Origin of the sequence: Pedosphaera parvula Ellin514 (assembly GCF_000172555.1) — a bacterium.
GTDB lineage: Bacteria > Verrucomicrobiota > Verrucomicrobiia > Limisphaerales > Pedosphaeraceae > Pedosphaera.
The window spans coordinates 1-26,428 of sequence record NZ_ABOX02000057.1 but is presented as its reverse complement, the minus strand read 5'-3'; the positions used below and the strand labels follow the sequence as shown (position 1 = coordinate 26,428).

Annotated in this window: 23 protein-coding genes; 18 read left to right on the top strand and 5 right to left on the bottom strand. The window is 53.7% G+C overall.

What is annotated here, in order from left to right; all coding sequences use genetic code 11:
* Positions 1-158 precede the first annotated feature (158 nt).
* The 4 genes from CFLAV_RS27485 to CFLAV_RS27470 form a co-directional block, all read right to left on the bottom strand.
* The gene (locus CFLAV_RS27485) at positions 159-1,178 is read right to left on the bottom strand and encodes a hypothetical protein (RefSeq protein ID WP_150107634.1); all 1,020 of its coding nucleotides are present in this window, start codon (positions 1,176-1,178) and stop codon (positions 159-161) included.
* A 433-nt stretch (positions 1,179-1,611) separates the two neighbouring features.
* The gene (locus tag CFLAV_RS27480; RefSeq protein ID WP_007418175.1) at positions 1,612-1,962 is read right to left on the bottom strand and encodes a DUF2200 domain-containing protein; all 351 of its coding nucleotides are present in this window, start codon (positions 1,960-1,962) and stop codon (positions 1,612-1,614) included.
* Between the two features lie 36 nt (positions 1,963-1,998).
* Complete coding sequence (locus CFLAV_RS27475) at positions 1,999-3,672, bottom strand: hypothetical protein (protein ID WP_007418174.1); 1,674 nt, start codon at positions 3,670-3,672, stop codon at positions 1,999-2,001.
* A gap of 81 nt (positions 3,673-3,753) precedes the next feature.
* Positions 3,754-4,350, bottom strand: a complete 597-nt coding sequence (locus CFLAV_RS27470; protein WP_007418173.1) for a hypothetical protein — start codon at positions 4,348-4,350, stop codon at positions 3,754-3,756.
* A gap of 233 nt (positions 4,351-4,583) precedes the next feature.
* Here CFLAV_RS27470 and CFLAV_RS27465 point away from each other — a divergent pair, with 233 nt between their 5' ends.
* From CFLAV_RS27465 to CFLAV_RS27380, 18 genes are all read left to right on the top strand, one after another.
* Positions 4,584-5,360, top strand: coding sequence for a type II secretion system protein (locus tag CFLAV_RS27465; protein ID WP_083809177.1), 777 nt, complete (start codon positions 4,584-4,586; stop codon positions 5,358-5,360).
* An 89-nt stretch (positions 5,361-5,449) separates the two neighbouring features.
* Positions 5,450-8,209 (top strand): glycoside hydrolase family 71/99 protein, encoded by a 2,760-nt coding sequence (locus tag CFLAV_RS33295; RefSeq protein ID WP_007418171.1) that lies wholly within the window; start codon positions 5,450-5,452, stop codon positions 8,207-8,209.
* A 372-nt stretch (positions 8,210-8,581) separates the two neighbouring features.
* Positions 8,582-10,327, top strand: coding sequence for an immunoglobulin domain-containing protein (locus tag CFLAV_RS27455; protein ID WP_150107633.1), 1,746 nt, complete (start codon positions 8,582-8,584; stop codon positions 10,325-10,327).
* 297 nt (positions 10,328-10,624) lie between these two features.
* Entirely contained in the window at positions 10,625-10,945 is a 321-nt protein-coding gene (locus tag CFLAV_RS27450) for a YnfA family protein (RefSeq protein WP_007418169.1), read from the top strand.
* Positions 10,946-11,152: 207 nt separating this feature from the next.
* Positions 11,153-12,130 carry a hypothetical protein gene (locus CFLAV_RS27445; RefSeq protein ID WP_150107632.1) on the top strand — a complete coding sequence of 326 codons (978 nt, stop codon included), beginning with the start codon at positions 11,153-11,155 and terminating at the stop codon, positions 12,128-12,130.
* An 86-nt stretch (positions 12,131-12,216) separates the two neighbouring features.
* Positions 12,217-13,596 carry an RNA polymerase sigma factor gene (locus CFLAV_RS27440; protein ID WP_007418167.1) on the top strand — a complete coding sequence of 460 codons (1,380 nt, stop codon included), beginning with the start codon at positions 12,217-12,219 and terminating at the stop codon, positions 13,594-13,596.
* 10 nt (positions 13,597-13,606) lie between these two features.
* Entirely contained in the window at positions 13,607-14,431 is an 825-nt protein-coding gene (locus CFLAV_RS33290) for a type II secretion system protein (RefSeq protein ID WP_007418166.1), read from the top strand.
* A 188-nt stretch (positions 14,432-14,619) separates the two neighbouring features.
* Entirely contained in the window at positions 14,620-15,282 is a 663-nt protein-coding gene (locus CFLAV_RS27430; protein ID WP_007418165.1) for a site-2 protease family protein, read from the top strand.
* A 35-nt stretch (positions 15,283-15,317) separates the two neighbouring features.
* Positions 15,318-16,538 (top strand): HupE/UreJ family protein, encoded by a 1,221-nt coding sequence (locus CFLAV_RS27425; RefSeq protein ID WP_007418164.1) that lies wholly within the window; start codon positions 15,318-15,320, stop codon positions 16,536-16,538.
* Between the two features lie 262 nt (positions 16,539-16,800).
* A complete protein-coding gene (locus tag CFLAV_RS27420; protein WP_007418163.1) occupies positions 16,801-17,595 on the top strand; it encodes a HEAT repeat domain-containing protein in 795 nt (264 codons plus the stop codon).
* A 74-nt stretch (positions 17,596-17,669) separates the two neighbouring features.
* Positions 17,670-18,089 (top strand): Rrf2 family transcriptional regulator, encoded by a 420-nt coding sequence (locus CFLAV_RS27415; protein WP_007418162.1) that lies wholly within the window; start codon positions 17,670-17,672, stop codon positions 18,087-18,089.
* Between the two features lie 129 nt (positions 18,090-18,218).
* Positions 18,219-18,980 (top strand): SDR family NAD(P)-dependent oxidoreductase, encoded by a 762-nt coding sequence (locus CFLAV_RS27410; protein WP_007418161.1) that lies wholly within the window; start codon positions 18,219-18,221, stop codon positions 18,978-18,980.
* 48 nt (positions 18,981-19,028) lie between these two features.
* Positions 19,029-19,796 carry an SDR family NAD(P)-dependent oxidoreductase gene (locus CFLAV_RS27405; RefSeq protein ID WP_007418160.1) on the top strand — a complete coding sequence of 256 codons (768 nt, stop codon included), beginning with the start codon at positions 19,029-19,031 and terminating at the stop codon, positions 19,794-19,796.
* Between the two features lie 114 nt (positions 19,797-19,910).
* Positions 19,911-20,663 carry a 3-oxoacyl-ACP reductase family protein gene (locus CFLAV_RS27400; RefSeq protein WP_007418159.1) on the top strand — a complete coding sequence of 251 codons (753 nt, stop codon included), beginning with the start codon at positions 19,911-19,913 and terminating at the stop codon, positions 20,661-20,663.
* A 68-nt stretch (positions 20,664-20,731) separates the two neighbouring features.
* A complete protein-coding gene (locus tag CFLAV_RS27395; RefSeq protein ID WP_007418158.1) occupies positions 20,732-21,229 on the top strand; it encodes an FmdB family zinc ribbon protein in 498 nt (165 codons plus the stop codon).
* A gap of 96 nt (positions 21,230-21,325) precedes the next feature.
* Positions 21,326-21,784 (top strand): NUDIX hydrolase, encoded by a 459-nt coding sequence (locus tag CFLAV_RS27390; protein WP_007418157.1) that lies wholly within the window; start codon positions 21,326-21,328, stop codon positions 21,782-21,784.
* Between the two features lies 1 nt (position 21,785).
* Positions 21,786-23,054 carry an MFS transporter gene (locus CFLAV_RS27385; RefSeq protein WP_007418156.1) on the top strand — a complete coding sequence of 423 codons (1,269 nt, stop codon included), beginning with the start codon at positions 21,786-21,788 and terminating at the stop codon, positions 23,052-23,054.
* A gap of 92 nt (positions 23,055-23,146) precedes the next feature.
* Entirely contained in the window at positions 23,147-23,917 is a 771-nt protein-coding gene (locus CFLAV_RS27380) for an enoyl-ACP reductase FabI (RefSeq protein WP_007418155.1), read from the top strand.
* A gap of 129 nt (positions 23,918-24,046) precedes the next feature.
* On the opposite strand, the gene CFLAV_RS35810 is transcribed toward CFLAV_RS27380, so the two are convergent.
* Positions 24,047-26,428, bottom strand: a 2,382-nt coding sequence (locus tag CFLAV_RS35810; RefSeq protein WP_007418154.1) for a protease-associated domain-containing protein, incomplete at its 5' end; no start/stop codon positions are given.

The following is a 26,428-nucleotide window of genomic DNA, read 5'->3' as shown; positions in this document are numbered from 1 at the left end:
AATTAATGGACGGCTCACCATTCGCAGCTGGTTCCTCTATTCCTAAAACTGTGCTTGCAGAATTCCATGTCAGGTCCACAACTAAGCTTCATCGAATTCGAGTCCAATGAAGGCTTAACTAAGGGCATTCAGGAGTGCCCCCTGAGGCGGGAGACAAATCACGGATTTCTGTTTGAGAGTCGGAAAAAGACGAAATTGCCCAGGCTCTGCTCGATTGGCAGGTGAAAGGCCACACTGTTTGTGACAGGATTGCCGGTTAATGCCTGCCAACTGGCAGGGTTTGCAAGGTTTGTTGTGTATTCAGGATGGAAACCCGGGACATTGGTGGGCCATTCCAGAGCCAAACCGGAAGGGGTCGAAACAATGGATAAGGCAGGACCGTTCGTCCACGTGGCTTTGTAAATATAGTTCTGGGCAGCCCACACGATCGTTCCGGCATCGTTGATACCGCCACCGAATTGAAATTGGTCGGGATCACTGATGAGGAAGCCATGCGCGCTGGAAAATAGATGTGGCCAAGTGTAATAGCCTGATGTCTTTTCGAGGCTGTCAAAAGAGCAGAAATCGCCAGCATTGTTCAAATCCACTATATTATGAGAGTCACCGGGCAAAACCCCTCGTATGGAAGAAACATTCACTCTGCCCCCATCGTCCAAATACTCCTGCCAGACTATTTCACCTTTGTCATTGATGCACGGATAATAGTGATCCCTCGCACCAAAGGTGATCTGCCCCCGAACGGTTGAATACACCTGGTAATAGTCATTCGTGTCTCGGACACCATACACCACCTCTCCCAGAGCGTTCACATCGAACGTCGATGAGTTAACGTCAATTATTCCGCCTTGTGTCATCCGCCCGCGTGTAGTGCTGACCAAATCCCAATAAGGGCCGCCAAACCAATCGGCGTAAACTACTTCTCCACTATTCGCCAGATGAGGAGAAAGTCCTGAACTGGCAAGCGCTCCCCTTACGGATGAATATATCCCTCCGCCATTCTGAGCCCACACTATCTCCTCGCTGTTGTTGATTGATGGTTCCATCGCAAGCGAATAGGGAAGCTGTGTAATCACCCATTGACCATGGGCTGCCACAGCAACACATGCAGACAGGGCGAGCAAAATTATCACGAACTGCACCATGCCAAGACGTTGTCTGGTTGTTTTAATGCCGGTCACAATTGCCAATCATTTCACGTCGGCGTCTCCGTTTTGCCTGCGCGTTACTTGCTCCAGGACTTGTTGTCATTATTGGAAGAGCGCCTACAAGGTTCGATTCTCATGCAAAAATGTGGAGAGGTAAAGGAGTTTGGCTTTTAAGGCTGGATCCTGATATCGAAACTTTAGAGATCAACCCCCTCTATTGACACTCATCATCCTTTTCGCTTTTCCCAGTAAAAGCGATTGGTGGCGTGGGCCCTGCTAGTGAATGCGTGGAACATTCCATTTCAAGGTGGCAGTTGCCCCGCGCATGAATGCCAAATAACAAGCAATCCATATTCAGACCAACGATGCTGATTCCACTCGCTAGAAGCCATCTCATAAACAGGTGCAGACGGCGCAGCAGCTTCTCTTTCAGCGTTCCACCTTCACCTTCAACCCTTGAAAATCATTATTTCCGCAAAATCTTCTCCATTGCTTTTCCCTTTGCCAGCTCGTCGATTAATTTATCCAGGTAGCGAATTTCCTGCATGGTTGGTTCTTTGATCTCTTCCAACCGGACACCACAAATCACACCTTTAATCAAAGCACGCGAAGGATTGAGTTGAGGAGCTTCCGCAAAGAAGGTCTCAAAATCTGTCTGTTTTTCCAGTAGAGCCTCCAATTCCTGCTGGCTGTATCCCGTCAACCAACGAATGATTTCATCGACTTCTGCTTTCGTGCGTCCTTTTTTCTCTGCCTTGGCGACATAAAGTGGATAGACACTCGCGAAGCTCGTTGTATAGATCCGATGTTTTGTCATGGTAACTTCTTATTTCTATAATTTCGTTAAGGCCAATCATTTTTCCGGAGCGGGAAAGGCGGAGATGAGCTGGCTGAACTTCTCCAGATCTGTGAACCGGTTTTGCCAGGTCGTATACATCGCTCCCACTATGCGGGGGAATGGGCGGGCGGCGGTGAGCCAGTTTGTGATCCTGGCAGGGTCTTCATCATAATAGCCTGCGATCAACTGGGGGTTGCCCAATTCGGCAAAGAATTTCAACGAAGCATCCCGTTGCTCGTAGTTCCACGGGACCACGATGATGTCGCGGTCCAGGCCCTTCCATGAACCGGCGAGGTTGCCACGGACAAGGAAATAGTTGTCATGGGCATTGTGATGCGGGTCGAACATGTCGCTCCAGACATAAATGCGGCCACCCGGGTTGACCTTCCGCAGTATCTCCGCGCAGCGACGCACGTTGTCGGCCAGCATCTCCCCCGCATCCAAATGCCTCGCTTCACAGGCCGCGCACCAGTTCATCACGCGGATTTCATCGTGGGACATGAAATAACCGCGGGCTCCCCAGGCCGCGTGCATCCGTTCAGCCTGATCCTGCAACAGCGCCATTGTTTGCTGTTCGGACGGGCAGATCATCGCCTGCCCATCATAGACAGTCATCGCGTGATACCAGGAGGCGCGCAACCGGGTGCCGTCGGGCAGGCTGGTATGGAGCGCGGGCGGCGCATGATAAACATCGTAGGAACCATTCCAAGGCTTGGTTCCCATCAGCGGATCGACCAACTTGGTGAAGTCCTGCGATTCAACCAGGCTGGCGCCTTCCTCCTTGCGAATCGTCAGTGGTGTTCCCGGTCGGCGGATGAGATTGAGAAAAGCGACTTCCTCGATTACGGCGTCGTCCCACCAGAGCGTTCCCTTCGTCCCGCCCCAGACTCCAAAATAGACGTTGACCTCGGTATTGGTCAGTGAGTTGAAAACCACGTGATGGGTCTTCCAACCCTGGGTTCGTTCGACACCGAGATTGACGAAATTCAACGACTGGTTACCGGCCAATACCGCCACGTTGGGCGGCGTCGGGAAATCCTGCGTTTTGACCCGCACAGAAATATGATACTGGCGGAACGGCCGCACTTTGAGATGCTGGACAATGCGCGCATTCGCCCCATTGGGGTTGTTGATTTTGGCGGTGCCATTGTCGGCGGTGACGTTGGGATCCTTCCAGGACCAGCGCGACAGGTCGGCAAAATCGCCACCTGGAAAAATGATGGCCGGGTCCGGCACCACGCGGGCTACACCGTTGCTCACGACGAGCGGAACGTTACGGGCGGGAAGGCCTTCGACCAGATTGGGATTTTGGTAGAGAATATCGTTCGAATAGCCAACCGGGAAAACCGCGGGCACGATTTCCAGTCCGAGCTTTTGCGCCGCTTTCTTGAGCGTGTCCACATTGCGGAAGTAGCGGGCATCCATGTCCGCCAGGTGGCCAAACTTCGAATCCGTGATGAGCACATGGGTGTAACCGGCGGCAGCAGCGCGCTGCATCAGCGCTGTCATGTTGGTGATATTTTGATCCACCCACAGGTTTTGGGCGCAGTAAATCCAGCGTTCGAATGCGGATGCCGAATTGGGCGTTGCAAAGAACAGGGCCAGCAACATCGGCAATGCGGTGAGCGAGCGGAACTTCGTCTTTCCTGCCGGGTGGTTGCCGGAGGCCGCCAGTGTCCAAGGGATCATAATGAACAAGTCTTGGATTTGGCGTTGCGATGTCAAGCCGGTTTGCGAAATTCACATCGGCGGGTACCGACGTGCGAAAGTTCATTTATTCGCGGCAGCCGGCGGTGCGCTCCAACTGATGGGGACGACATTAGTTCCGGACCACCGATTGGTTCCGAACTTTATGCCAGCATTGGTTGCGGCTTCGAGATCGACGTCGGCGAGCGCCCACATGGGAAAGGTCACGTTGTCGTAACCGGAGGTTCTTTCACCACCACCGGTCCTTACGATTTTAACGAGAGCGGGAATGGCGGGGCCGGCTTGGGATTTTCCGAGAATACTGAAGCCACTCGATGCCAAACTTTGCCTGTCCACGGCTGATTGGAGACGAAAAGGCACCCAGGGATGTCGCCAAATAAAATCGACAATTTCCAGTTTGAGGGGGACATCCTTGGCGGAAATCCATTGCAACAGGATGGGGATGGCGTTGGTGCCGATTTGGCGGACGGCGAGTTTATCTTGTTCCAGTTTCTCGCGAGTCGGGTTGCGTCCGGGAACACAAAAATCGCTCAACCAGTACGTGAGAGTTTTGCCTTGGTAAACGGGCTCGCGTTCACCCGTGCTTAAGAGAATCGAGAGAATGACACCGAGTGCGGCAAGAACCAAAGCCGTGATAACGGCGGAGCGAGTTTTCCTCATGGAGCAAATGTAGTCGAAATGGTGTCGGCTATTAGGCTATTGGGTCAAGATATAACAGGTATGGTTCCCAATTCCTTTTTGGGTGAGTCTTCCCCCTGGCAAGTGGATGTCCTGTCTTTACTTTATGGATGGAGTGCCTAATTCTCGGGAAATGAAGAGAGGGATTATTTGGAGCCGTGATCGAGTGCGAGAGAGTAGGCTTTTTTGTCCAAGGAGTGTCAATAATTATTGATGTGAAGAGAAACCATAAAGCGGAGAAGGGATTTACCTTGGTTGAGCTGCTCGTGGTGGTGGGCGTTATAGCTGTTCTGGCCGCCTTACTGGTTCAGGGACTAAAAGGCGCCCAAAACAAAGCCAGACAAACTGCGTGTCTGAACAATCTGCGGCAAATCAGCCTCGCCGTTCACCAGTATATCGATGATTCGCTGGACCAGACGCCGCGCACCCCTGGAACGCGCACCAACTGGACGCTGACCTTCCATGGGTATAAGAAGCTCATTGAGAGTTACGTTGGCACAGATCGAGAGTCCCCGCTGCGTACCCGGCTGTTCGCCTGCCCAGCCGACACTTTTTACTATGGCGTATCAAATGGCTATAAGGTGCTCATCACCCAAAGTTTGCACGCCCAACCCTTTACAGATTATGAGAGCTATGGGTTTAACGCGGGAAACCTTCGCACCAATTTGGGCCGGTTTGGGATTGATTACTCCCGCCTTGGCATTTCAGGACGAAAGCTCAGCTCGATCAAGAACCCCGCCACGACCATCCTTACACTTGAAGCTCCAGCCTCTGACCCCTTCTCGTGGCACCAGCCCAGAATGCCTCTTTCACTTTCTTCCACTCGCATGGATGAGCGGTTTAATGATGCAATGAATATGATTGGCTTCGTGGATGGGCACGTCAGCTATATCAAAATCTATTGGAGCGATACCACGACCAATGGCGCCAGCCTGGGCGCTTGTGATGAGAATCCACCACCAGAGTACGGTTACCAATGGAGCGGAGATTGATCATGAACTGTGTCAATAATTGAGACCGCCCCACTTCAGATTCCTTTTGTCGTTGTCACAACGTTCAGAGTTGCCATAATTATTGCTCTATGTCGTCGCCGCTTTCTCTTTTTCGGATTTGCTCCGCAAATGTTGCCACGTTGCTTTTGATATTATTTGCTTTGCCTGCTCAGGCGGACACCATTGATTCTTCCACGCTTAATAACAAATTTCTACTTGGATACCAGGGCTGGCACGCCTGTGCCGGCGATGGCTCTGCGTTGAATAGATATGTCCACTGGACCGGAGACGATACCATCCCCAATCCAGGTACGGTGAAGCATCCGATCTGGCCTGAACTTTCAGAATTTCCTCCTGAAGAGTTGTTTCCGACTGATGGGATAGTGCTGGGTAACGGGCAGCCTGCGATGGTCTATTCCTGTTATGTCTCCAATACAGTGGCGCGCCATTTCAAGTGGATGCAGGACTATGGAATTGATGGCGTGTTGGTGCAGCGATTCACGAAAGATGTTTATCAGGGAGCGGATTGGGGGGCGCTCAAAACCACCAACCTGGTGAATGTCCGGGCGGCAGCCGAAGCTTACGGACGTGTGTTCTGCGTGGAATACGACATTTCAAATGACGATCCCTCGCAAGTCATCAGTCATTTGCAGAACGATTGGGCTTACCTGACGGGAACACTGGGGCTCACCAATAGCAACCGTTATCTCAAGCACAAGGGCAAGCCGGTGGTTGAGATCTGGGGCCTGGGCTTTGTTGGTGTCAACATTCCACCAACTGACGCGCAAACGATCATCAATAATTTCAGGGCGGCAGGTTGCACCGTTGTGGGCGGCGTGCCGCAGGCCTGGCGTGCGCTGGCGGGTGATTCGCAAACCAACGCCGCCTGGCTGAATGTTTATCATTCCTTCGATGTGATTAATCCCTGGGCGGTGGGTCGTTACCAGACGACAAACCAGGTGGATTCCGTCGCAAAACCCGCTTACATCGGCGATCTCGCTGACCTGACACCCAGAGGCATTGATTACTTGCCGGTTATTTTTCCCGGTTATGCCGTAGCTAGTGGACCGAGAAATGGAATACCGCGACTTGGCGGGCGATTTTATTGGCGGCAGGCATATGACGCGGTTTCGGTGGGCTGCAATATGGCCTTTGGCGCGATGTTCGATGAAATTGATGAGGGCACGGCCACCTATAAGCTGGCTCCGACAATGAGCACCACTCCGGCAGTCGCAAGCATGTTTGCCCTGGATGTCGATGGAGAAGCCATTCCAAGCGATTGGTATCTGCGCGTGGGTGGAGAAATCACCAAGGCATTGCGCAAAGAAGTGCCATTGAACGAGCCGCTTCCCATCGCGCCCAACGCCGAAATTAAGTTATTGTCGCCGAATGGAGGAGAAGTCTGGAATGCCGGCGACCTGGCGCTGGTGAATTGGAATGGGTCGGGTTCTTTAACCAACGTGAGAATTGATCTATCCACCGATGGAGCTGCAACGTGGAGTTGCCTGGCTTACGGCGTCACGAATTCGGGTTCGGCTTTGGTGCTGGTTCCCAATACTCCCAGCACCAATTGCTGGCTGCGAGTCGCCGGGTTGAGTGGAACGCCAGCCACATGGTCCGCGACTCATTTTACCATTCAAACTCAGCCATCCTTCCGCCCGACGCATCTGCAGCCACTGTGGAGTCTCGCGCCGGGCAGCCGCTCTTACGTCACCACTGACGTGTCCAGTACTCCGAACCAACGCAGCCTCGCTTACAATTCTCTTTCCAACCAGGTCATCGTCGTCAGCCGCACGGGCGCGACCACCGGGTTGACGGTAAACGTTCTGGATGCGACGACTGGCCAGTACCTATATCAACTCAACACAACTGGGATTACCGGTGGAAGCATCATTTTGCTGAGCGTTGCGGTTTCCGACGACGGCTCGGTTTATGCAGGCAACATGAGCACCAGTGGCGGGGGCGTTGCGACGTATAAACTTTATCGCTGGCCGAATTCCGGCAGCGCTGCAATCCCAACCACGATTTTTTCAGGCGAACCCGCCGGACGCACCGATTCGGTTCGCTGGGGAGATACTTTGGCTGTGCAAGGCGCGGGCACGAACACTCAAATCATGATTGACGCTTACGGGACCAACGTCTGTGCGATATTCACTCCGGTCAACAGCAGCCTGACGAGTTGGATTTCCAGGAGCGGTCCGCAGGATTATTTCCCGGGTTCAATCGGCCGCAGCTTGCAATTCGGCCCGACCAACACGTTCTGGCAGAAGCGCAAGGCTGACCGGCTTGAAAAATCCGGCTTTTCGATAACAGGCTCGCTCGGCACCAGCAACCTGGTTGCATACACGTTTTTACCCGGATCGACCGGCCCGGTTGGCATTGACTTCACGCGCAATTTGTTGGGCGCAATTAATTACTGCGGCAACACCAACGGCCCTGACACACTGGATCTCTACGACATTTCCAACATCAACAGCCCGGTTTTGCTTGCACGGGTCAATTTCCCAGTGAACCAAAAGCCAAATGCCAATTTCGTCGGACAGATTGTGTTCGGCGGTGGAAAAGTTTTTGCCATAGATGGGAACAACGGAATCGTAGCTTTTTCGATTGTTGATGCACTGCCGCCAACTGCGATTCGATTCACGTTCTGCTCTCTCAATGGCAGCGGCGCGTTGCAATTAAGCGCTACTGGTGACCCGGCTCCCGGATATGACCTCGAGATCTCGTCCAATTGTGTGAACTGGATTCCTTTCGCCACCATGACGAATTTCACCGGTTCCATACAATTCACAGACTCTGCACCCGCCCTCATCCCACAGCGCTTCTACCGGCTGAGAGCGCCGAAATAACTCATAAGAAGTGGCGCAGCCCTTCATCATGGGATTGCCCCCCGTCAGGGATCACTGCTGTCCAAAATAGGCGATCTGGAATGGTGAAAGCTGTGCTTTTGCTGGGGACTTGACGTGTGACGAGCCGCTCCCGAAAACAGGCTGGCCGTTGTATGAACCAAATGCAGGCCAACCAACAACCCTTTAAATGCGCGGTAAAACTGTGCTTGGCCGATGAGTTCAAAAACCTATTTTGGACAGTAGTGTTTCTGCCCCCTTTCTGCGTAGCATCGAGAAAATCCTCTAAAGCTCGCGTTGCCCGCGCTCGCGCAGGTGGCGCGTCCACGAATAATTCTTGTCGGATTTGCCATGGCGGCGGGTGCTATGGGAGAAATGAGAATTACGCATGATCCTATAATGCACGGGCCGCTGGCGCGCCGGTGCATCGCCTTCCTTTCGTTCCTCGGGTTCGTTGTGATCTGTGGCCGGAGCGCGACCGCCGCACCGGTCATTGATTTTGTTTACCCGCCTGTAATTAATGAGGCCGCTGGAGGTCATGTGGCTTTCCAAGTTTCGGCTTCAGGAACCGGACCACTTTCGTACCAGTGGTATCAGTCGAATCTCCCCATTTCAGGCCAAACTGGTTCCTCGCTCGTCTTGACGAACATTCAAACGACCAATTCCGGAGAATATGAGGTGACCGTGGGTGATAGCTCCGGCACTTATGTCATCAATTCGGTAACGCTGTCGGTCTCGGCAATGGCGATTCCCTTATATTTCTCAAATTTGGTAGTGCTGCGGGTCGGGGATGGCGTCCAGGAATTGAGCGGCTCGACTGGCAACACGATTTACCTGGACCAATACACAACAAACGGAACATACGTCAGCAGCCTCCAGATCCCTGATGAAAGCGAGGGTGCAAATTACGGCGCGGGCAGTTCCGCAAGCGTCTATGGCAGCCCCGCGTTGCTTTTGCCCGGCGTCGGCAACGATTGCATCAATGCGGGTCTCCTGAGTTTATCGCCAAACGGCCAACTGCTGACATTTGGCGCGTACTGCGAGAATTATCCATTTAGGGGCAGCGACATGACGACAGCCGCAGACGGCGGGCCTTACTGGAGGGGCCTGGCAACGGTCGATGCGTCCGGCCGTTACACGCTGGCCTCTACCAACAGCGGGCTTTACACCGGCGCCAATGGGAACTCCAACAGCGGTGTCAATCATAGCATTCGCGGCTGCGTGACCACGGACGGCACTAATTTTTGGACGGCCGGGCAAGCCGGAGCGGGCGGGGGCGTCAAATGTCTCAATTCGCAGAACAGTGGATACGCCAACGGAAGAGGCATTCCATACGTTTCGACATCGAGTCTCACAGGGACTCACGCGGTGCAAATCTTCGGCACGAACCTGGTCTATTCCGATGCCCTCGCCGGCAACGGAGCCGGTCTTTACATTTGCGATGGCGCGCCCCAACCGCCGGCCAACAGTTCCATCACGGCAAGGTTGCTCTTGAATGAAGGCGGTCAACCTAACGATTTTGCCATCAGCCCGGACGGCCGGACGATTTACGTCGCCGACGGCGGTGTATTCGCCAACTCGTTCACCCGTGGTGGAGGCATCCAGCGTTGGGACACGAACACAATCAGCGGCGGCTACACGTTTAGTTATACATTGCCGGTAGATGGGACTAATGGCGCCCTGGGGCTGGCGGTTTCCTTCCCGGCCACCGTCGCGCAATGGGGCAGCAACGCTTTCGGCGCTGCCCTGTTTGCCACCGACGCTGCGAACGTCCTCAGTTCCATAATTGACAATGGCCCATCTTCCACCGCCACAGTCCTTCTGAACGCCGCGCCTTACAAAGAAGTGCTTCGAGGAATTCGGTTCGCACCCGGCAATGAATCCATTTCGCAACCATTTGTTTCGTCGGTGTCGGTCTCAGGCGCGCAAGTCTCTATCACCGTGGCCAACGGTCAGCCAGGCCGAGCTTTTTATCTGCTATCTTCTACCAACCTGGCTTTGCCCCTGGCGCAGTGGCCAATTATTGCGACTAATTTCTATTCCTTCGACGGCACACGCACGAATTTCCTGATCATCAACCCACAGGAGAGCCAGAGGTTTTACTGCATTAAACAGCAATGATTCATTGCAAATCGAAAAGAAAGATTATCTGGAACCTTGATGAGGCTCGCACGAGTAGTATCTGTTGTTGTGCATGGTGTCCAAGGGAATGGGGTTGTCGAGTTGGAAGGCGGATGATGTTTATCAAATTTTGAGATTATCAGATTGGGAAAGTATCGAACATCCCCTCTCTTTTCCACTACAACCAACCATGTTCCACCACTTCGCAGCAGAACCTGCTTATCTCACCTCCACTTTCTCGAGGTCACATCATGACCTTGGAATTGCGATTCCCATCCGGCTGGTTACTATTGTCCGATGCAAAAGACACTGCTGTTTGTAATCACTGCCATTGCGGAAATTTCCGGGTGTTATTTTGTCTACCTTTGGTACCGATTGGGCCGGACAGCTTGGTGGCTCATGCCAGCTGCGATTAGCCTGGCGACGTTTGCGTGGCTGCTTACACTGCACCCGCAGGCCTCAGGTCGCATTTATGCGGCCTACGGAGGAATCTACATCATCACTTCACTCGTCTGGCTGTGGCGCGTGGATGGAGTCAAACCAGACCACTGGGACTTGATCGGCGGCGCCTTGTGCCTCGTCGGATCGCTCATCATTTATTTCTCTCCCAGAGGATAAATCTGAAGTTGCCAAATTTTCTTGTCGGATTCATTTCGCGGTCGGGTGCTATACAGGAAAAACAATAGGACCGACATAATTAAAATGATATCGAATCCTCGCATTCCACTGAAGCCAGCCATGGACCGGGTCTGGGATTCACTTCCATTATTGATAACACAGTTCCAGCGCAGTTCGGTTCAATGCAAGGATGCAAATAACAAGCTTATGAATCATGCCATCTCCATCGCGCATTTAAAACGATTCACGCGCAAATGCGTCGCCATATCATTGACCAGCTTTTTCGGATTTATGCTTGTGACCCTCTCACCCCTGACCAGTCACGCGCAACTGTCGGATGATTTCACCACCGACAGCAGCTTAAATACTGATATGTGGACGACCTCGTCCGGCCTGCTGGCAGCTCTGGCTGTGGAATTCAACTCCTCCTTGATCACTCCCACATTGAGTTTTGGAGGGGCGGGAATGAACTTTTCCGGCGTCAAGGGCGTTAATGAACTCGCCGGAGTTCAATCACTTGCCACGTTTTCGCCCCCGTTCACGCTGACCACCACGGTCACCTCCGGCCAGGCGCATGGCAATGCTTATGAAATATTTCTCGTCAGCGACGGTCTGGGGGTATGGATGAATGTGGCGGGCAATCTGAACCCCGGCAACGGCTCTTACTTCGGCGTTTGGGTGAATTATGATTACAGTGGACTGCCATTCCTCAGTTTGGGCAACAAGCTCTATTCGGACCCCAGCGTCAATTCCCTGAGCACGGTTCAGATTTTCATCGAAGACACCGGCATCGCAACGGTTTCATTATTTTCCGCCAGTGGCGTCCTCCTCGGCGTTCAATCCGATTTGGACGTGGGCATAGGCCCTTTCTACCTCATCCTCGGCCAGCGCGAGGGAGGACCCAACGTGGTGGGCGCAAATGCCGCCACCTGGAAAAATGTCTCCCTGACTCAGTCCGCGCCCGCACCGGTGCTTGCTCCCATAACGTGGACCGACGGAATGGTGACACTTGCCTGGAGCGCTGTGGCAGGTGCCACCTATCAGGCGCAATACACCACCGACCTCTCGTCAGCCCAATGGAACGACCTCGGACCACCCATTACAGCCAACGGGGTGCTTGTAACCACCACCGACTCCCCTGGCTCAGACCAGCAGCGATTTTATCGTGTTGTCCTGATGCCTTAGGACACGGCCCGGACTGGGGCATTTCCGCGAAGGAAATAATTATTGTCGGATTTTTTTCGGGGCGGGTGCTATAAAGCAGTATCAAAATGACAGAGGATTCGATCCAGTTGCACCGGTTCGTCGAAAAGGGCGATGAAGAAGCTTTTCGGGAGCTGGTCGGCCGACATTTCAATCTGGTGTATGGGACAGCGCTACGTCAGGCCAATGGCGATGCCAGCCTGGCGGAAGATATCACCCAAACTGTATTTACTGACCTAGCTCGCAAGGCACCGTTGCTGCCTCGTGAAATCATACTGGCCGGCTGGCTTTACGAGGCGACTCGCTTTGCCGCCGCGAAGGCGATACGGAGTGAACAGCGCCGACGAGCACGCGAACAGAAGGCTTTTTCCATGCAGGATACCACTTCCGATGCCTTGCTCGACTGGCAGCAAATCAAGCCGTTGCTGGACGCCGCCATGGAAAAGCTCAGCCGTCCGGATCGAAATGCAGTGCTGTTGCATTATTTCGAGGGCAAAGATTATCGATCCGTCGGTGCTGCCCTGGGTCTTAGCGATGATGCAGCACAGAAGCGGGTAAGTCGCGCTTTGGACAAACTGCGAATCATTCTGACACGTGGCGGGGTGGCTGTTTCAGTAGCATCTTTGGCTTCTTCCCTGAACGCCGCGACAATCCCTTCAGCACCCGTCAGCCTGCCGTTGGCAGTGGCAAAAACCTCTCTGGCAAAGGCAGCCGCAATGGGGCCGCCAGGCTGGACGACGGTTTTCGTCCAACATCTCCTCTCGGCCAAAACCAAGTTGGCAGTCGCAGGTCTCTTGATTCTGCTGTTCGGCTGCGGTGCGACGTATCTGATTTATGGCGTCCATCCAGTGGAAAGCGGAGCGTTCATGGCTGTGGATCTGTCCGCTCACTTTAATGGCGGGCTCGATAAAAGCTGGACTCCTGCCTACGGAAATAATTACCTGGCCGCCCTTGGGGAAGGACGACGCATACTCAAGCGGGTGCCATTTGAAATACATGGTGTCGTTCAGCTCCAGGGAGCCGAATGGAAACAGCGCGGTTACAATTATCCGGAAACCGTTGAAGGAATCCGTGTGGGAGCGACCGGTCACAAGATTCATATCTTGCACGCCAATTCCGCAATTGCCGATCCGCCTGGAACAAAAGTCGCAAGCGTGATTTTACATTATTCTGACGGCGACCAGGTTCAATTTGACATCCGCCAGGGAGTGGAGGTGTTGGATTGGTGGGAATGGCCGCGCGCCCCGGTTAAACGGCCAACGGGTACTAATACGATTGTTGCCTGGACCGGCAGCAACCCGGCAGCCGAGCACCAGGGCGCGCGCATCCGCCTTTTCGATACCGTCTTTGTGAACCCGCATGCCGAAAAGGAAATTCAATCCATTGACTATGCTTCGGCCATGGCCGGGGCCGCACCCTTCATGGTGGCACTCACAATCGAACGTTGACACTAAACTTATGCGCTTCATCCACCTACGCAGAGCTGGAAAAACAGGGTTCACCCTGACTGAAATGCTGGTGGTAATTGCGGTCATCGGCATCCTGGCGGCCTTGCTGTTGCCAGTCCTCTCCAGGGCCAAAATGAAGGCCCGGGAGGCAATGTGCCTTAACAACATCCGGCAACTCGCTCTGATTGGCTTTGTCTATGCCAATGAAAATGGCAGTCCCATCCTTTACGATGATCCCCGTTATCCGGGCGGCACCTGGATGGGCAGTTTGTCCGATTTGATCAAAGACCGAAAAATATACATTTGCCCCATGGCCCCCTTGCACAACCCGCCGCCTGATAACGGAAATCGAGGAGGCAGCGCCGACGCCGCCTGGGTAAGGTGGACCTCCAATGCCAAGGACATGTTTTTTGGCAGCTACGGCTACAACGGCTGGCTGTATTCGGATCTTGCAAAATATTACCCAAAGGCCGAGGGCAACGTTTTCACCAAAACTGATGGCATTGAAGACACGACGCGGACTCCAGTCTTCATGGATGCAAACTGGGTCGATCTATCGCCCAAGGAGACGGATGCGCCATGGATTGATCTTTACAACGGGGCTCCATTTGGAACGAGTGACAACGGAATGGGCCGTTGCACGATTGCGCGGCACAGCGTCAGCAGTCCCTCGTCCGCTCCGCACGCCTTGACGACGGGCCAAAAGCTGCCCGGAGCCATCATGATTGGCTTTGCCGACGGCCATTCGCGCTTAACCAAGCTGGAGGAGTTATGGACCCTCAACTGGCATCACGATTGGCAAACTCCCGCCATACGGCCGGACGTTCACCAATGAGTTGCGCCGGTGTTAAAAACGACCCTTCGTCTCAAGTTCCTTTCTCTTCTGTATATTCCCAAAGCATAATGAGCACCGCAAGTTCGGCGTAAGCTTTCTGCTTCTCAATGACAAAAAGTCATTGACCATGGACCTCGTACCATTCTTTCCCCCTTCCAAAAAATTCTGATTCAGGCAAACTATGTCTCATGGGCGTCTTTGCCATAGTATTGATCGGTTGGATATTCTCGGTTTGCCTACACGAGTTTGGACATGCTTGGGTGGCCGAGCGCGGTGGTGATTACACCGTCCGCGAAAAGGGTTATCTCTCCATGAACCCTGTCCATTATGCTGATCCGCTCATGAGTTTTATCCTCCCGATAGTGTTCATGGCCTTGGGAGGCATCGGCCTGCCCGGCGGAGCAGTCTGGATTAACCGCAGCCTCCTCCGTTCCCGCGAATGGAACACTTATGTCTCTCTTGCTGGCCCGTTAATGAATCTGATTCTAGCCATCATTTGCGCCGTCCTGCTCAAACTCGTTCTCATACCGCATTTCATCGATAATCCAGCCACCTACGCCGTCGCCTTCCTGCTTCAACTGCAGATCTGCTCTGTCTTGCTGAATCTCATCCCCATCCCGCCGCTCGATGGTTTCCAGGCGATCGAACCCTATATCCCATCCGAGGTCGATCAACACCTTCGACCCGTCCGCCAATACGGCATGTTCGTGTTGTTCATTGTCCTCTGGTACGTCCCTGCCGCCAACCACGCTTTGTGGGGGACCGTCGATTGGGTCATGAGCCTGCTTGGGATCAATGGCGATTTGGCGTGGGGCGGCTTTCAAGCCTTCAGGCAATTCTTGCATTTTTAAATCATCATCAATCGCCCTAACGATTTATTTGACAGGTGGAACGCACGTTTAAATCTTCAGGCCAGCGCATTCTCTGCAGGATCTGCACTGCCTCTGAAATTTCCACCCCAAGGCTCCAATCCCGTTTCGCCACCTGGTTGCTCATTCTTTCCAGCTTGATCTTTGCGCCAAACCTCTTTGCTCACGACCCGAGCAAGAGCTATCTCACGATCAATTTCGACACCAACCAAACCGTCGGCCAATGGGACATCCCCATCAAAGACCTTCAAGCCGTCGTCCCGCTTGACTCCGACAACGACGGCTTTGTCACCTGGGACGAACTCAACGCCCGTTATAAAGACGTCACGGCCTACGCTCTCGCCCATCTCAAAATCAGCGGCGACGCCAAACCCGGCACGCTCCATTTCACCGAATCTGAACCCATCGTGGAGGACTTTGCCGACGGCACCTATCTCGAGCTTCCCTTCATCCTCGAAAACGTCTGCCAACCCAACGTCGTCGAATTCGATTATCAACTCTTCTTCGATATCAACCACAGCCATCGCGGCCTACTCCGACTCCAACACGGCGAAAAAACTGAGTCCGCCGTCCTCGATTCCGAGCACCATCTCCAGCAGTTTGAAATAAACCACCCAAATCCCGGCAAACAATTCCTCGTCTTTCTAAAGGAAGGCATTACGCACATCTGGACCGGCTACGACCACATTCTCTTCCTCCTCGCATTGCTGCTCCCCGCTGTCCTGCATCGCCGCGAACAGGATTGGCACGGCGTCCCCGCCTTTCGCCCCGCGTTTCTCAACGTCCTCAAAATCGTCACCGCTTTCACGCTGGCCCACTCCCTCACCCTGAGCCTCGCCGCTCTTAACATCGTGCGACTCCCTACACGCCTGACCGAATCTGCCATTGCCGCTTCCGTCATTCTTGCTGCTACGAACAACATCTGGCCTTGGATCAAAGGCCGCGGTTGGATCGTCGCCTTCCTCTTCGGACTCATCCACGGCTTCGGCTTTGCCAACGCCCTCTCCGAACTCGGCCTCACCAGCAGCGCCCTCATCCTCACCCTGGTTGGATTCAATCTCGGCGTCGAACTCGGCCAACTCGCCATCGTCACCGCCTTCCTTCCCCTCGCCTATGGCTTCCGCAACTCCTGGCTTTACCGCCGCCCCATCCTCCACTTCGGCTCCGCCTGCATCATCCTCATCGCCGCCACCTGGCTCACCGAACGCGTTTTCAATTTCAAGGTCCTGCCTTTCTAGACATCCGCACCGAAACCGGACACTATGACAAAGCCTTTTTCCTTGCCGGATTCCTCTGCATCTTCACCGCGTTAATGGTGCTTCTCATTACTAAAGGGAAGAATGCAGCGCCCGCGCCCTCATTGGTCACGGCAAGTTCCTAATTAGCGGTTTGCGCGATTCATAATAATTGTATTCCTATCCATTCCCGAACGCTCCTTTCCTAGTCTCATACACGTAATTTTTGCTCGCTGATCCTCAAGAGTCAGGTTATCAAAATCACATGGGGAAGCCTTGGAAACTTAGCATTGTCGCGCTTGCCGGTCTCTTTGTCTGTGCGATCGCTTGGAAAGTGCTGACTCCGCGTGAACCAATTTACGAGGGAAAACCATTAAGCTCCTGGCTGCAAGTTTATGATCCCATCAACGCCAATTATAACAGTCCGGAATGGCTGAAAGCGAACGCAGCCGTGCGCCACGCCGGCACTAACGCGATTCCCACCCTGCTTCGGATGCTTCGAGCAACGGACTCGCGATGGAAACTTAAGTTGTATGGGCTGGTCCAAAGACAAAGTTTCATTAAGATCACGTACACACCCGCATCCTCCAGCCATCACCAGGCAACCGAAGCCTTTTATTGCTTGGGAGCCAGAGCCGATAGCGCGGTTTCGCCATTGGTAGAAATCTATAATTCTGAGATTTCACCTTCCTCCCAATCTGCCACCGCCTATGCCCTCGGGGCGATTGGTCCGACTGCAAAAGACGCAGTTCCTTCCTTGCTGAGAGGCGCAACGAATACGAACCGGAATGTGCGATCCTGCGCTATGATGGCCCTGGGACAAATCCATGCGGATCCATTTTTAGTCATGCCAGTTTTGCTAAAAGGCCGGCGCGATCCAGCTACAGATGTTAAGAATGCCGCCACTTGGGCTATTCTGAGCTATGAAAGCGAAGCCATGCGAGCCGTCTCTGCACTATTCGAGTCGCTTCAAGATTCGGACGAAAAAGTCCGTCGTCAGGCCACCAACGCATTAAAGGAAATCTATCCCGAAGCGTCAGCTCGTGCCGGACTCAAGTAACGCTCCCATGTCTTTTGCAGCTTACGTTAAAAATTTCCCCTTGCATTTCTTACTGTTACTATTACAGTCACAGTATGGCAGTGAACACACAGTTCTCGATTGCAGTACATATCCTGGCCGGGCTGGGATATCGGTGCGGCGGGAACGTCACGTCCAGCACGCTCGCTCACAGCGTGAACACCAGTCCCAGCTTTGTGCGAAGAATTCTGGCCAAGCTTTCCAAGGCCAGGCTGGTTCATACCACGACTGGCAAGACCGGGGCCTGCTGTCTCGCCCGCGATCCAGCCAACATTACCCTGCTGGAAGTTTACCAGGCGGTCGATGCTCCCAAAGCCTTTGCGATTCACAAATATAACGCCCAAAAGCCCTGTCCCGTCAGTTGCCAAATCAAATCCTCACTGGAAGGCGTTTTGCATAAAACCCAACAATCCCTGGAAAACAGCCTCGCCAAAATCACGCTGGCTGACGTCATTTCCGACCTGAAAAGAAAATAATTTTTTTGCTTATAACTGTTACTTTTACAATCACAATTAAATGCGCTATTCTAACGAGACAAGAGGTTCGAAAACGATTTCATCCAACTAACAACAATCCAAAATCATTACCGAAACAAAAAAAACAAAATGAGCACTCCAACACAAAAACTCGCAGGCAAAGTCGCAGTCGTCACCGGGGCATCCAAGGGCATTGGCGCCGGCATCGCCAAACAGCTCGCCGCTGAAGGTGCTGCCGTCGTCGTTAACTATTCTTCCAGCAAAGCAGGCGCCGACCGGGTGGTCGATGAGATTACCCAAAAAGGCGGAAAGGCAGTCGCTGTTCAGGGAGACGTCTCCAAAAAAGCGGATATCGAACGTCTCTTCGCTGAAACCAAAACCAAATTTGGCCGACTCGACATTCTGGTCAATAACGCAGGCGTTTACGAATTCGCTCCCCTTGAAGAAATCACCGAAGTGAATTTTAACAAAATGTTTAATCTGAATGTCCTCGGCCTACTCCTCACCACGCAAGCAGCAGTGAAGCAGTTTGGTCCAGAGGGCGGCAGCATCATTAATATCAGTTCCACTGCCAGCACATTTACCCCACCCAATACAGCCGTTTACACGGGCACTAAAGCGGCCGTGGATGCAATCACCCGGGTCCTCGCCAAGGAACTGGGACCGCGTAAAATCCGTGTCAATGCGATCAACCCTGGAATGATTGAAACGGAGGGAGTGCACGCGGCTGGATTTGCTGAAGGTGAGTTTCGCAAACAAATTGAAGCACAAGCCCCGCTCGGTCGCATCGGCCAGACAGATGACATCGCTCCGACAGCCGTCTATCTCGCATCTTCGGACTCCAAATACATGACCGGCGAAACGCTCGTGATTTCAGGAGGCCTGCGCTGATTTGAAGCGGGCTCAACCAGCGCCCCGCACATCATCAAAGCGAAAGAAATGTTTATGAGCATCAACGCACAAAAACTGGCAGGCAAGGTTGCTGTTGTTACCGGTGGTAACAGCGGGATCGGTCTTGCCACCGCCAAACGCTTCGCCGCCGAAGGAGCCTACGTCTTCATCACGGGTCGTCGCCAAAATGAACTCGAGGCGGCCGCAAAGGAAATTGGCAACAATGTCACTGCCGTTCAAGGCGACATCTCCAAGCTCGCCGACCTCGATCGGCTTTATGCCACAGTGAAAAAGGAGAAAGGCCACATCGACATTCTCTTTGCGAATGCCGGCCTTGGAGAATTCGCCCCGCTCGGCTCCATTACGGAAGAGCACTTCGACAAGACCTTCAACACGAACGTCAAAGGAACGCTCTTCACGGTGCAAAAAGCTCTCTCGCTGCTTCGTGACGGTGGTTCAGTAATCCTAAACGCTTCCACGACCGCCTCCACGGGCAACGAAGCCTTCAGCGTCTATAGCGCCACCAAGGCCGCCATTCGCTCCTTTGCCCGCTGCTGGATTCTGGATCTGAAACAGCGCAAGATCCGCGTCAACGCCATCAGCCCCGGCCCCATCAACACGCCGGGACTGAGCGGCTTGACGCAAACGGAGGAACAAGACAGGCAATTCAAGAATGCCATGATTGCTTCCGTACCCTTGGGACGTCTGGGCGATCCCGACGAGGTCGCCAAAGTCGCCTCATTCCTCGCCTCGGACGACAGCAGCTTTGTCAATGGTGTCGAATTGTTCGTCGATGGCGGTGCCGCACAGATCTAATTCATTTGAGTTACCACCGTTTCGATGAGAAGTTTGCGGTATCGGAGCGGCCAACGTCACGCTATTCGTCGGAATCAAACAAACATCAGGAAAATTTAACAACCAAAGAACACTATGAGCACAGATACAAAGAAACTCACGGGCAAAGTCGCCTTGGTCACAGGCGCCTCTCGCGGCATCGGCGCAGCGATAGCAAAAGGCCTCGCTGACGATGGCGCAAGCGTGGCAATCACTTACACCAGCTCACCGCAAAAAGCTGATGAAGTGGTGCGCGCCATTGAAGTCACAGGTGGAAAAGTCCTCGCAATACGCGCTGACAGCGCCGATGCCGAAGCCGTAAACAAAGCTGTCGCCGGGACCGTAAAAGCCTTTGGCCGTCTCGACATCCTGGTGAACAACGCCGGGCTTTTCGCGATGGCTCCCATCGACGAATTCAAAATCGAAGACTTCGATCGCTTGATTGCCGTGAATGTAAAAGGAGTTTTTCTCGCCACCCAGTCTGCCATCCGACACATGGGCGAAGGCGGACGCATCATTAATATTGGCAGTGTTAACAGCGATTCCATGCCGTTCGCTGGCGGATCCGTCTATGCCTTGACCAAGGGCGCGGTGGCAAGTTTTACACGTGGCCTCGCCCGCGATCTCGGCCCGCGAGGCATTACGGTCAACAACATCCAGCCTGGACCTGTCGATACCGACATGAATCCCGCGGATGGAGCGTTCGCCGCGCAGTTGAAAGATTTGATGGCCATCAAACGCTATGGCCATGGGAACGAGATTGCCGCTTTGGTTTCCTTTTTGGCCAGTCCGGAAGCTGCTTTCATTACCGGAGCAAGCATCAAGATCGATGGCGGCTTCGATGCCTGATCGCCTCAGGACGATAAAAACCGAATGGCAACCTGGATGAATTTGTGATATTTATTCGGGAGCCGATTATGCCAATCTACGAATTTGCCTGTCCCAAATGCCGAACGGTTTTCAACTTTCTATCCAAACGGATCAATCCCGACCGTTCACCGGTTTGCCCCAAGTGTGGCAATAAAAAAATGGAGAAGCAGATGAGCCGCTTTGCCATGTCCCGCGGGCTGAAGGATTCCGATGCACCGACAAGTGCCGAGGGCGAAGCCATGCCGGACATGGACGATCCGCGCATTGCTCGTGCCATGGATGAAATGGAACGCGACATGGCCCACATGGACGAGAATAATCCAAAGCATATGGCCCAGATGATGCGCAAGATGCAGGAAATGATGCCTCCCGGTTCCATGCCCAAGGAAATGGATATGGCCATCAAACGCCTCGAAGCCGGTGAAGACCCCGAAAAAATCGAGGAGGACATGGGCGATATTTTTGAAAACCTCATGGGCGGCGAAGGCGCCCCTAGTGGTGGCCAGGGCGGCTACTCTCACGACAGTGGTCTCTACGATTATTAATCCTTGTCCGGCAAGAGTTTATCTTTTCAAATATTTTCTCTCAGCGAGTATTTGACGCCCTGTCTGACTGACGCCACAGTCTCTGCTGGTTTTGATATGGCGCACATTCACGAAAAAATAGATTTCACCGTTGCGATTTTTATCGTTCATGATGGGAAAATCCTTGTGATCCATCATCGCAAGCTCAACGCCTGGCTCCCGCTCGGCGGCCACATTGAACTGGATGAAGATCCTGAAATCGCCGCTTTGCGTGAAGCCAGGGAGGAAAGCGGCCTTGATGTGGAACTCATTGGCGAACGCCCGCCAACCACCAGTCCCGGCACCCGCGCCTTGATCGCGCCCCGTTTTCTCGACATCCACCGCATCAGCGACACGCACGAGCATATCGGCATGATTTATTGGGCTCGACCCAAAACCCATTCCCTCGCCCTGGCCGAAGCCGAGCATCATGACATCCGCTGGTGTTCCGCTCAGGAACTCGATTCTCTCCAACCGCCAATGTCCAGCGCGGTAAAATGGTATTGCCTCAAAGCCATCGAAGAGATCAAGGGCTAAGATGCTGGAAGCTGCGGAACAAGTTGTTCTCACGTCGCGCACGCCGCCTCCCGATCTGACGGGCCTGCGCCGGAGGCTGAGAATCGGTTATTTTACACTGGAGGCACTCAACGGCCTGGCTGCTCCTTTTTATTTTAACTACCTGTTTTTTTACATGCGTCAGCATTTCGGTTTCGAGAACCGGCATAACCTGATGCTGACCGCTCTCCACGGTTTCTTTTATATGTTCTCGGCTTACAAGGCCGGTTCATTTGCACAGAAACGTGGCTATTTCTTTTCCTTGCGACTTGGTTTTTCCGGCATGGGTCTGGCGCTCGTCATTGGAGCGCTTCTGCCTCACTTCTGGGGTTACTCACGCACAACCATGTTTCTGGAACTGCCGGTTCTCATTCTCTGGACACTCAGCATGTGCCTCACCTGGCCAATCCTTCAGGCACTCCTCACTCAGCACCAACCGCCCACTCGACTCCCCCGCACTGCTGGCATCTATAATATCGTCTGGGCCACTGGCGCTGCCATCGCCTATTTGACTGGTGGCGCTTTGCTCGAAAAGTTCGGCGGTGAAATTTTACTCTGGCTGGCTGCCGGTTTGCACGGAATCGAACTGCTTTTGCTTCCGCGCCTCCAAAAAATGCACGCGATCGCCGAAGCCGCTCCGCAGGAAACAGCGCTTGAACCAAGCATTCCCCTGCCCGCACTAAATCCGCGACCCATTTCCAAGGCGAGAAACTTTCTCCACCTCGCCTGGCTGGCCAACCCGTTTGCCTACGTTGCGATTAACGGCATTCTGCCCGTGATCCCCAAACTGACTGCTGGTCTGGGCTTATCCGAAGCCTCTGCCGGCATCATCTGTTCAGTTTGGTTTTGGGTGCGACTCTGCGCCTTCATTCTCTTCTGGCGCTGGACTGGCTGGCACTATCGCTTTGGTTGGTTGCTCTGTGCGTTTATTGCACTTATCGTTGGTTTTATTGGCATCCTGCTCAGTTCCCACATCTGGCTTCTCGTCGGCGCACAGGTCATATTCGGTCTTGCCGTCGGATTGATTTACTATTCCTCACTGTTCTACTCGATGGATGCCGGAGAATCCAACGGCAAGAAAGGCGGCATTCACGAAGCTGCCATCGGCATCGGCGTATTCACCGGACCAACCATTGGCGTCAGCACCCTCTTCTTATTCCAAGGCCAGTCCAACGCCGGCACCTACGGAATCAGTGCATTATTAGGCGTGGGTTTGCTCGCTTTGATATGGTTGCGGTCAAGGAAGATATGATTTTCGACTACAACCACAGTGGATTATGCCTTGCCACCGGTAAAAAATTTGCCTACTGCTAATTCAGAAACATTCAATGTTCATTCATTTATATGTCACAACTCGCTGGTAAACTGGGAATCGTATTTGGTGTCGCCAACAAACGCTCCATCGCATGGGCCATTGCACAAGCCTGGCACAAAGCCGGAGCCAAACTTGCCTTCACTTATCAAGGCGAACGCCTCAAGGAAAATGTCGAGGAACTCGCCGGCACTTTCGGCTCCGACACCTTGCTTATGCCTTGCGATGTGACCAAGGACGAAGATATCGACCGCGTCTTTGCCGAAGTGGGTCAAAAGTTTGGCAAGCTCCACCTAATGCTCCACTCTGTCGCGTTTGCCCCCAAGGACGCTCTCGAAGGAAAATTTATCAATACCAGCCGGGAAGCTTTCCGTGTCGCACATGATGTGAGCGCCTATTCCCTGATTGCCCTCGTCCGCGCTGCCGAACCGCTCATGACCGAAGGTGGCAGCATTGTCGGCATGACCTACTACGGCTCTGAGAAAGTGGTTCCTCATTACAACGTGATGGGTGTCGCCAAGGCCGCGCTCGAAGCCAGCACACGCTATCTCGCCTACGATATGGGTCCGAAGAAGGTGCGCGTGAACTGCATCAGCGCCGGCCCTGTGAACACTCTCGCTGCTCGTGGCATCTCCGGCTTTACCGAAATGCTGAAGCATTACGAAGCGCATGCCCCACTCAAGCGCAATGTTCTGCCTGACGAACTCGGCGCCACCGGCACCTTCCTCGCCAGCGACGGTGCCGCGGCCATCACGGGCCAGGTGCTTTACGTCGACTGCGGCTATCAAATCATGGGAATGTAACTCCTGACAGTCGTTGATTCTTAGTCAGGGACATCTGTCAGAAATGTGGCGTGTTAAATAACAAGCCACTTGTAAAAAAAGAGACCGGGTCCGAAAACCCGGTCTCTTTGTGTAATTACGACACAGTATTTATGGCTCAACCGGCGTGGGCACTCTCAGCCTGTAGAAGGCGGTTCCGCCGGAAGGAGTTATGTAACTGGAGGCACCTGGCTGTGGAGTAACATCGCTCCAGTTGCCCGGACTTAATTGAGTCGCCTTTTGCAGTATGCCCGCACCGCTCCAGCTGAGCATTACATTGCCATTGGCAACGACTGGCGAATTGAGATGCGGATGAGTAGTCACCGCGCGATAGGCCATCAGCGAACCAGGCGTGGCTGAATCGTTCACCAACACGCGAGTTCCGTCTGCTGTCAGACCAGGCTGGATGCTGGTCCACTCCAAGCCGGCGCCGCCGCCGCCTTGCCAATTAAACAGGCGGATCGGATAAGCCCCCGCTGTCGGCACAACGAAGCCGAAGTCCACACTTCCCATACCCTTGGCATAATCGGCTTCTCCGAGCCGGATATGCGCATCAGCGCCGATACTGGCAACGAGACCGGAGTTCGTCACCCAGAAGTCTCGTTGACCAAAGTCACCGTTCACAACCAACACAGGGATGGTCACCGGGGCGCCGCTACCGTCACCGACGAAAGGCAGGCCGTAACTTGGATTGTTGATGATGATGGCCGCCAGTGCCCCGTTGGTCTGGAGGTTGTAAGCCAAATCGTGGACGTTAAAGCCACTATCGCAACTCGCATAATCAGCGACTCCAATTTTGTTGGCCAGATTGACCGCGCCCGGCAGATTCGGACATGGTACCGGGACGAATACTGCAGGACCGGTAACAGGTGTTAAAGGCAAGGTGGCTCCATAGCCTGCGTTGCCACTGGTGCCACCATAGGTAGCCACTGCTGCCACATCGGTATCGATGCCGGGACCAGTCACATGTAGCGCCTGACGTGAGACACCCAGGCCCTCACTGACCCGGAATCCATCATCACTGCTCACACCCATCTGGTAGAAGCCGGCCGTCGGGAATACCACGTAAGACTGGAACCCAGCAGCATAGTAATTTTCCGAGCCGGTCGTACCGGGAAGTCCTGGCAGCGTATAATTATAGGTAAAGTCGCCCGGAGACGTGATCACGTTGAAGTCAATTGCGTTGGTCCAATACCAGAGGTTGTTCGTAACAGCTGGAATGGCACTGAAGCCGCCACCCACGGTGTCGGCCACGTTGACACCATACCAAGGGAAATAAAGACCGGCCAGCACGCCTTCGCTGCTATCCAACTGATTGGCAATCGAGTCTCCTGAATCACCAACGGTGGCGGGATCCAATTGTGTCACTTTCAGCACAAATCCAGGTTGGGTCAGGTCGGCTGAGCCAACTGAAGAACTCAAAGCCGCATCGAGGGTCACGTAGGGTGCCACCACAAACGACCAGGCGTTGCTTGCTGTCAGCGCCCCGCTGTCGCTCCAAACCAAACTTGCGGTGTTGCTGCCCGGAGCCATGAGGTGACTCGGGTCCAGCACGAGCGATACCGTCGTGGTGTTGCCGGATTTGCTCACAGTTGGAGAAACCAGCGAGCCATTGATCCGCAGTTTAATGGAGGAAGAATTGACCTGGGTACCGCCATCGATCAGTTGCAGCTTGATAATATCAGCCCGGACGCCCGTGGCGCCTGGATAAGGAATGACTTGGGAGACATGAGGTGGCAGAGCCGGTCCGGCATAGAACGCGGTGACTCCAGTGGTATTGGTCGGGCTCGGATCGTTGATCAGAACTTTGGTCCCATCGGGTTGGACGGTGAACCACTCGAGGTTCGCGCCATTGCCAGCTTCGCCGTTGCCATTGTACCACATCAACCGGAATGGATAAGTCCCGGCGGTTGGCACCACAAAGGTGAAAATCGTATCGGACGAACCGCGGCCGCCATCAAACTGGCCGAGGTTCAAGGCGAGACGATCCTGGGGATTATGCCCTTCAGTAACGGCAAACCCGTCATCACTATTGACACCCATCTGATAAACACCCGCAGTCTGAAACCGCACAAAGGCCAAAGCCTCCAAGGCCGAATCGCCTGTCAATCCGTTTGCGCCTGGGATTCCAGGGAACGACTGGTCAGGATAGGAGTCGGATGTTTGGAAGTCACCCGCATCACCGCTTCCTCCCTGGTTGATGCCGCCGATATTGAAATTGATCAGCCCGGTGAAGTCGATATAACCGTTGTCGGTGGCCGCACTCAAGTCCGCATTGTTGGTCCCGTGCAAACCTGCGAGTTGCTCGTTGGCCCAATAAACGTGGTTGGGTTCAATACCCGATTCCCACGGTAGAATCCTGAAGCCAGGCGCACTGGTATTCACACCAGTAACAACATCCGAGGCTGGCACTGTGTTATAAACTGGGACAACAAAACTGCGTGTCCCGCCGAGTGTTGCGCCCGTGGTGTCTTTAAAAGAAACCGCCAGCTG

What these genes read in the sequence shown, in the direction of transcription:
- CFLAV_RS27480 (WP_007418175.1), bottom strand. Translation starts at nt 1,962, where the DNA reads ATGACAAAACATCGGATCTATACAACGAGCTTCGCGAGTGTCTATCCA.
- CFLAV_RS27475 (WP_007418174.1), bottom strand. Translation starts at nt 3,672, where the DNA reads ATGATCCCTTGGACACTGGCGGCCTCCGGCAACCACCCGGCAGGAAAG.
- CFLAV_RS27470 (WP_007418173.1), bottom strand. Translation starts at nt 4,350, where the DNA reads ATGAGGAAAACTCGCTCCGCCGTTATCACGGCTTTGGTTCTTGCCGCA.
- CFLAV_RS33295 (WP_007418171.1), top strand. Translation starts at nt 5,450, where the DNA reads ATGTCGTCGCCGCTTTCTCTTTTTCGGATTTGCTCCGCAAATGTTGCC.
- CFLAV_RS27455 (WP_150107633.1), top strand. Translation starts at nt 8,582, where the DNA reads ATGAGAATTACGCATGATCCTATAATGCACGGGCCGCTGGCGCGCCGG.
- CFLAV_RS27450 (WP_007418169.1), top strand. Translation starts at nt 10,625, where the DNA reads ATGCAAAAGACACTGCTGTTTGTAATCACTGCCATTGCGGAAATTTCC.
- CFLAV_RS27445 (WP_150107632.1), top strand. Translation starts at nt 11,153, where the DNA reads ATGAATCATGCCATCTCCATCGCGCATTTAAAACGATTCACGCGCAAA.
- CFLAV_RS27440 (WP_007418167.1), top strand. Translation starts at nt 12,217, where the DNA reads ATGACAGAGGATTCGATCCAGTTGCACCGGTTCGTCGAAAAGGGCGAT.
- CFLAV_RS33290 (WP_007418166.1), top strand. Translation starts at nt 13,607, where the DNA reads ATGCGCTTCATCCACCTACGCAGAGCTGGAAAAACAGGGTTCACCCTG.
- CFLAV_RS27430 (WP_007418165.1), top strand. Translation starts at nt 14,620, where the DNA reads ATGGGCGTCTTTGCCATAGTATTGATCGGTTGGATATTCTCGGTTTGC.
- CFLAV_RS27420 (WP_007418163.1), top strand. Translation starts at nt 16,801, where the DNA reads ATGGGGAAGCCTTGGAAACTTAGCATTGTCGCGCTTGCCGGTCTCTTT.
- CFLAV_RS27415 (WP_007418162.1), top strand. Translation starts at nt 17,670, where the DNA reads ATGGCAGTGAACACACAGTTCTCGATTGCAGTACATATCCTGGCCGGG.
- CFLAV_RS27410 (WP_007418161.1), top strand. Translation starts at nt 18,219, where the DNA reads ATGAGCACTCCAACACAAAAACTCGCAGGCAAAGTCGCAGTCGTCACC.
- CFLAV_RS27405 (WP_007418160.1), top strand. Translation starts at nt 19,029, where the DNA reads ATGTTTATGAGCATCAACGCACAAAAACTGGCAGGCAAGGTTGCTGTT.
- CFLAV_RS27400 (WP_007418159.1), top strand. Translation starts at nt 19,911, where the DNA reads ATGAGCACAGATACAAAGAAACTCACGGGCAAAGTCGCCTTGGTCACA.
- CFLAV_RS27395 (WP_007418158.1), top strand. Translation starts at nt 20,732, where the DNA reads ATGCCAATCTACGAATTTGCCTGTCCCAAATGCCGAACGGTTTTCAAC.
- CFLAV_RS27390 (WP_007418157.1), top strand. Translation starts at nt 21,326, where the DNA reads ATGGCGCACATTCACGAAAAAATAGATTTCACCGTTGCGATTTTTATC.
- CFLAV_RS27385 (WP_007418156.1), top strand. Translation starts at nt 21,786, where the DNA reads ATGCTGGAAGCTGCGGAACAAGTTGTTCTCACGTCGCGCACGCCGCCT.
- CFLAV_RS27380 (WP_007418155.1), top strand. Translation starts at nt 23,147, where the DNA reads ATGTCACAACTCGCTGGTAAACTGGGAATCGTATTTGGTGTCGCCAAC.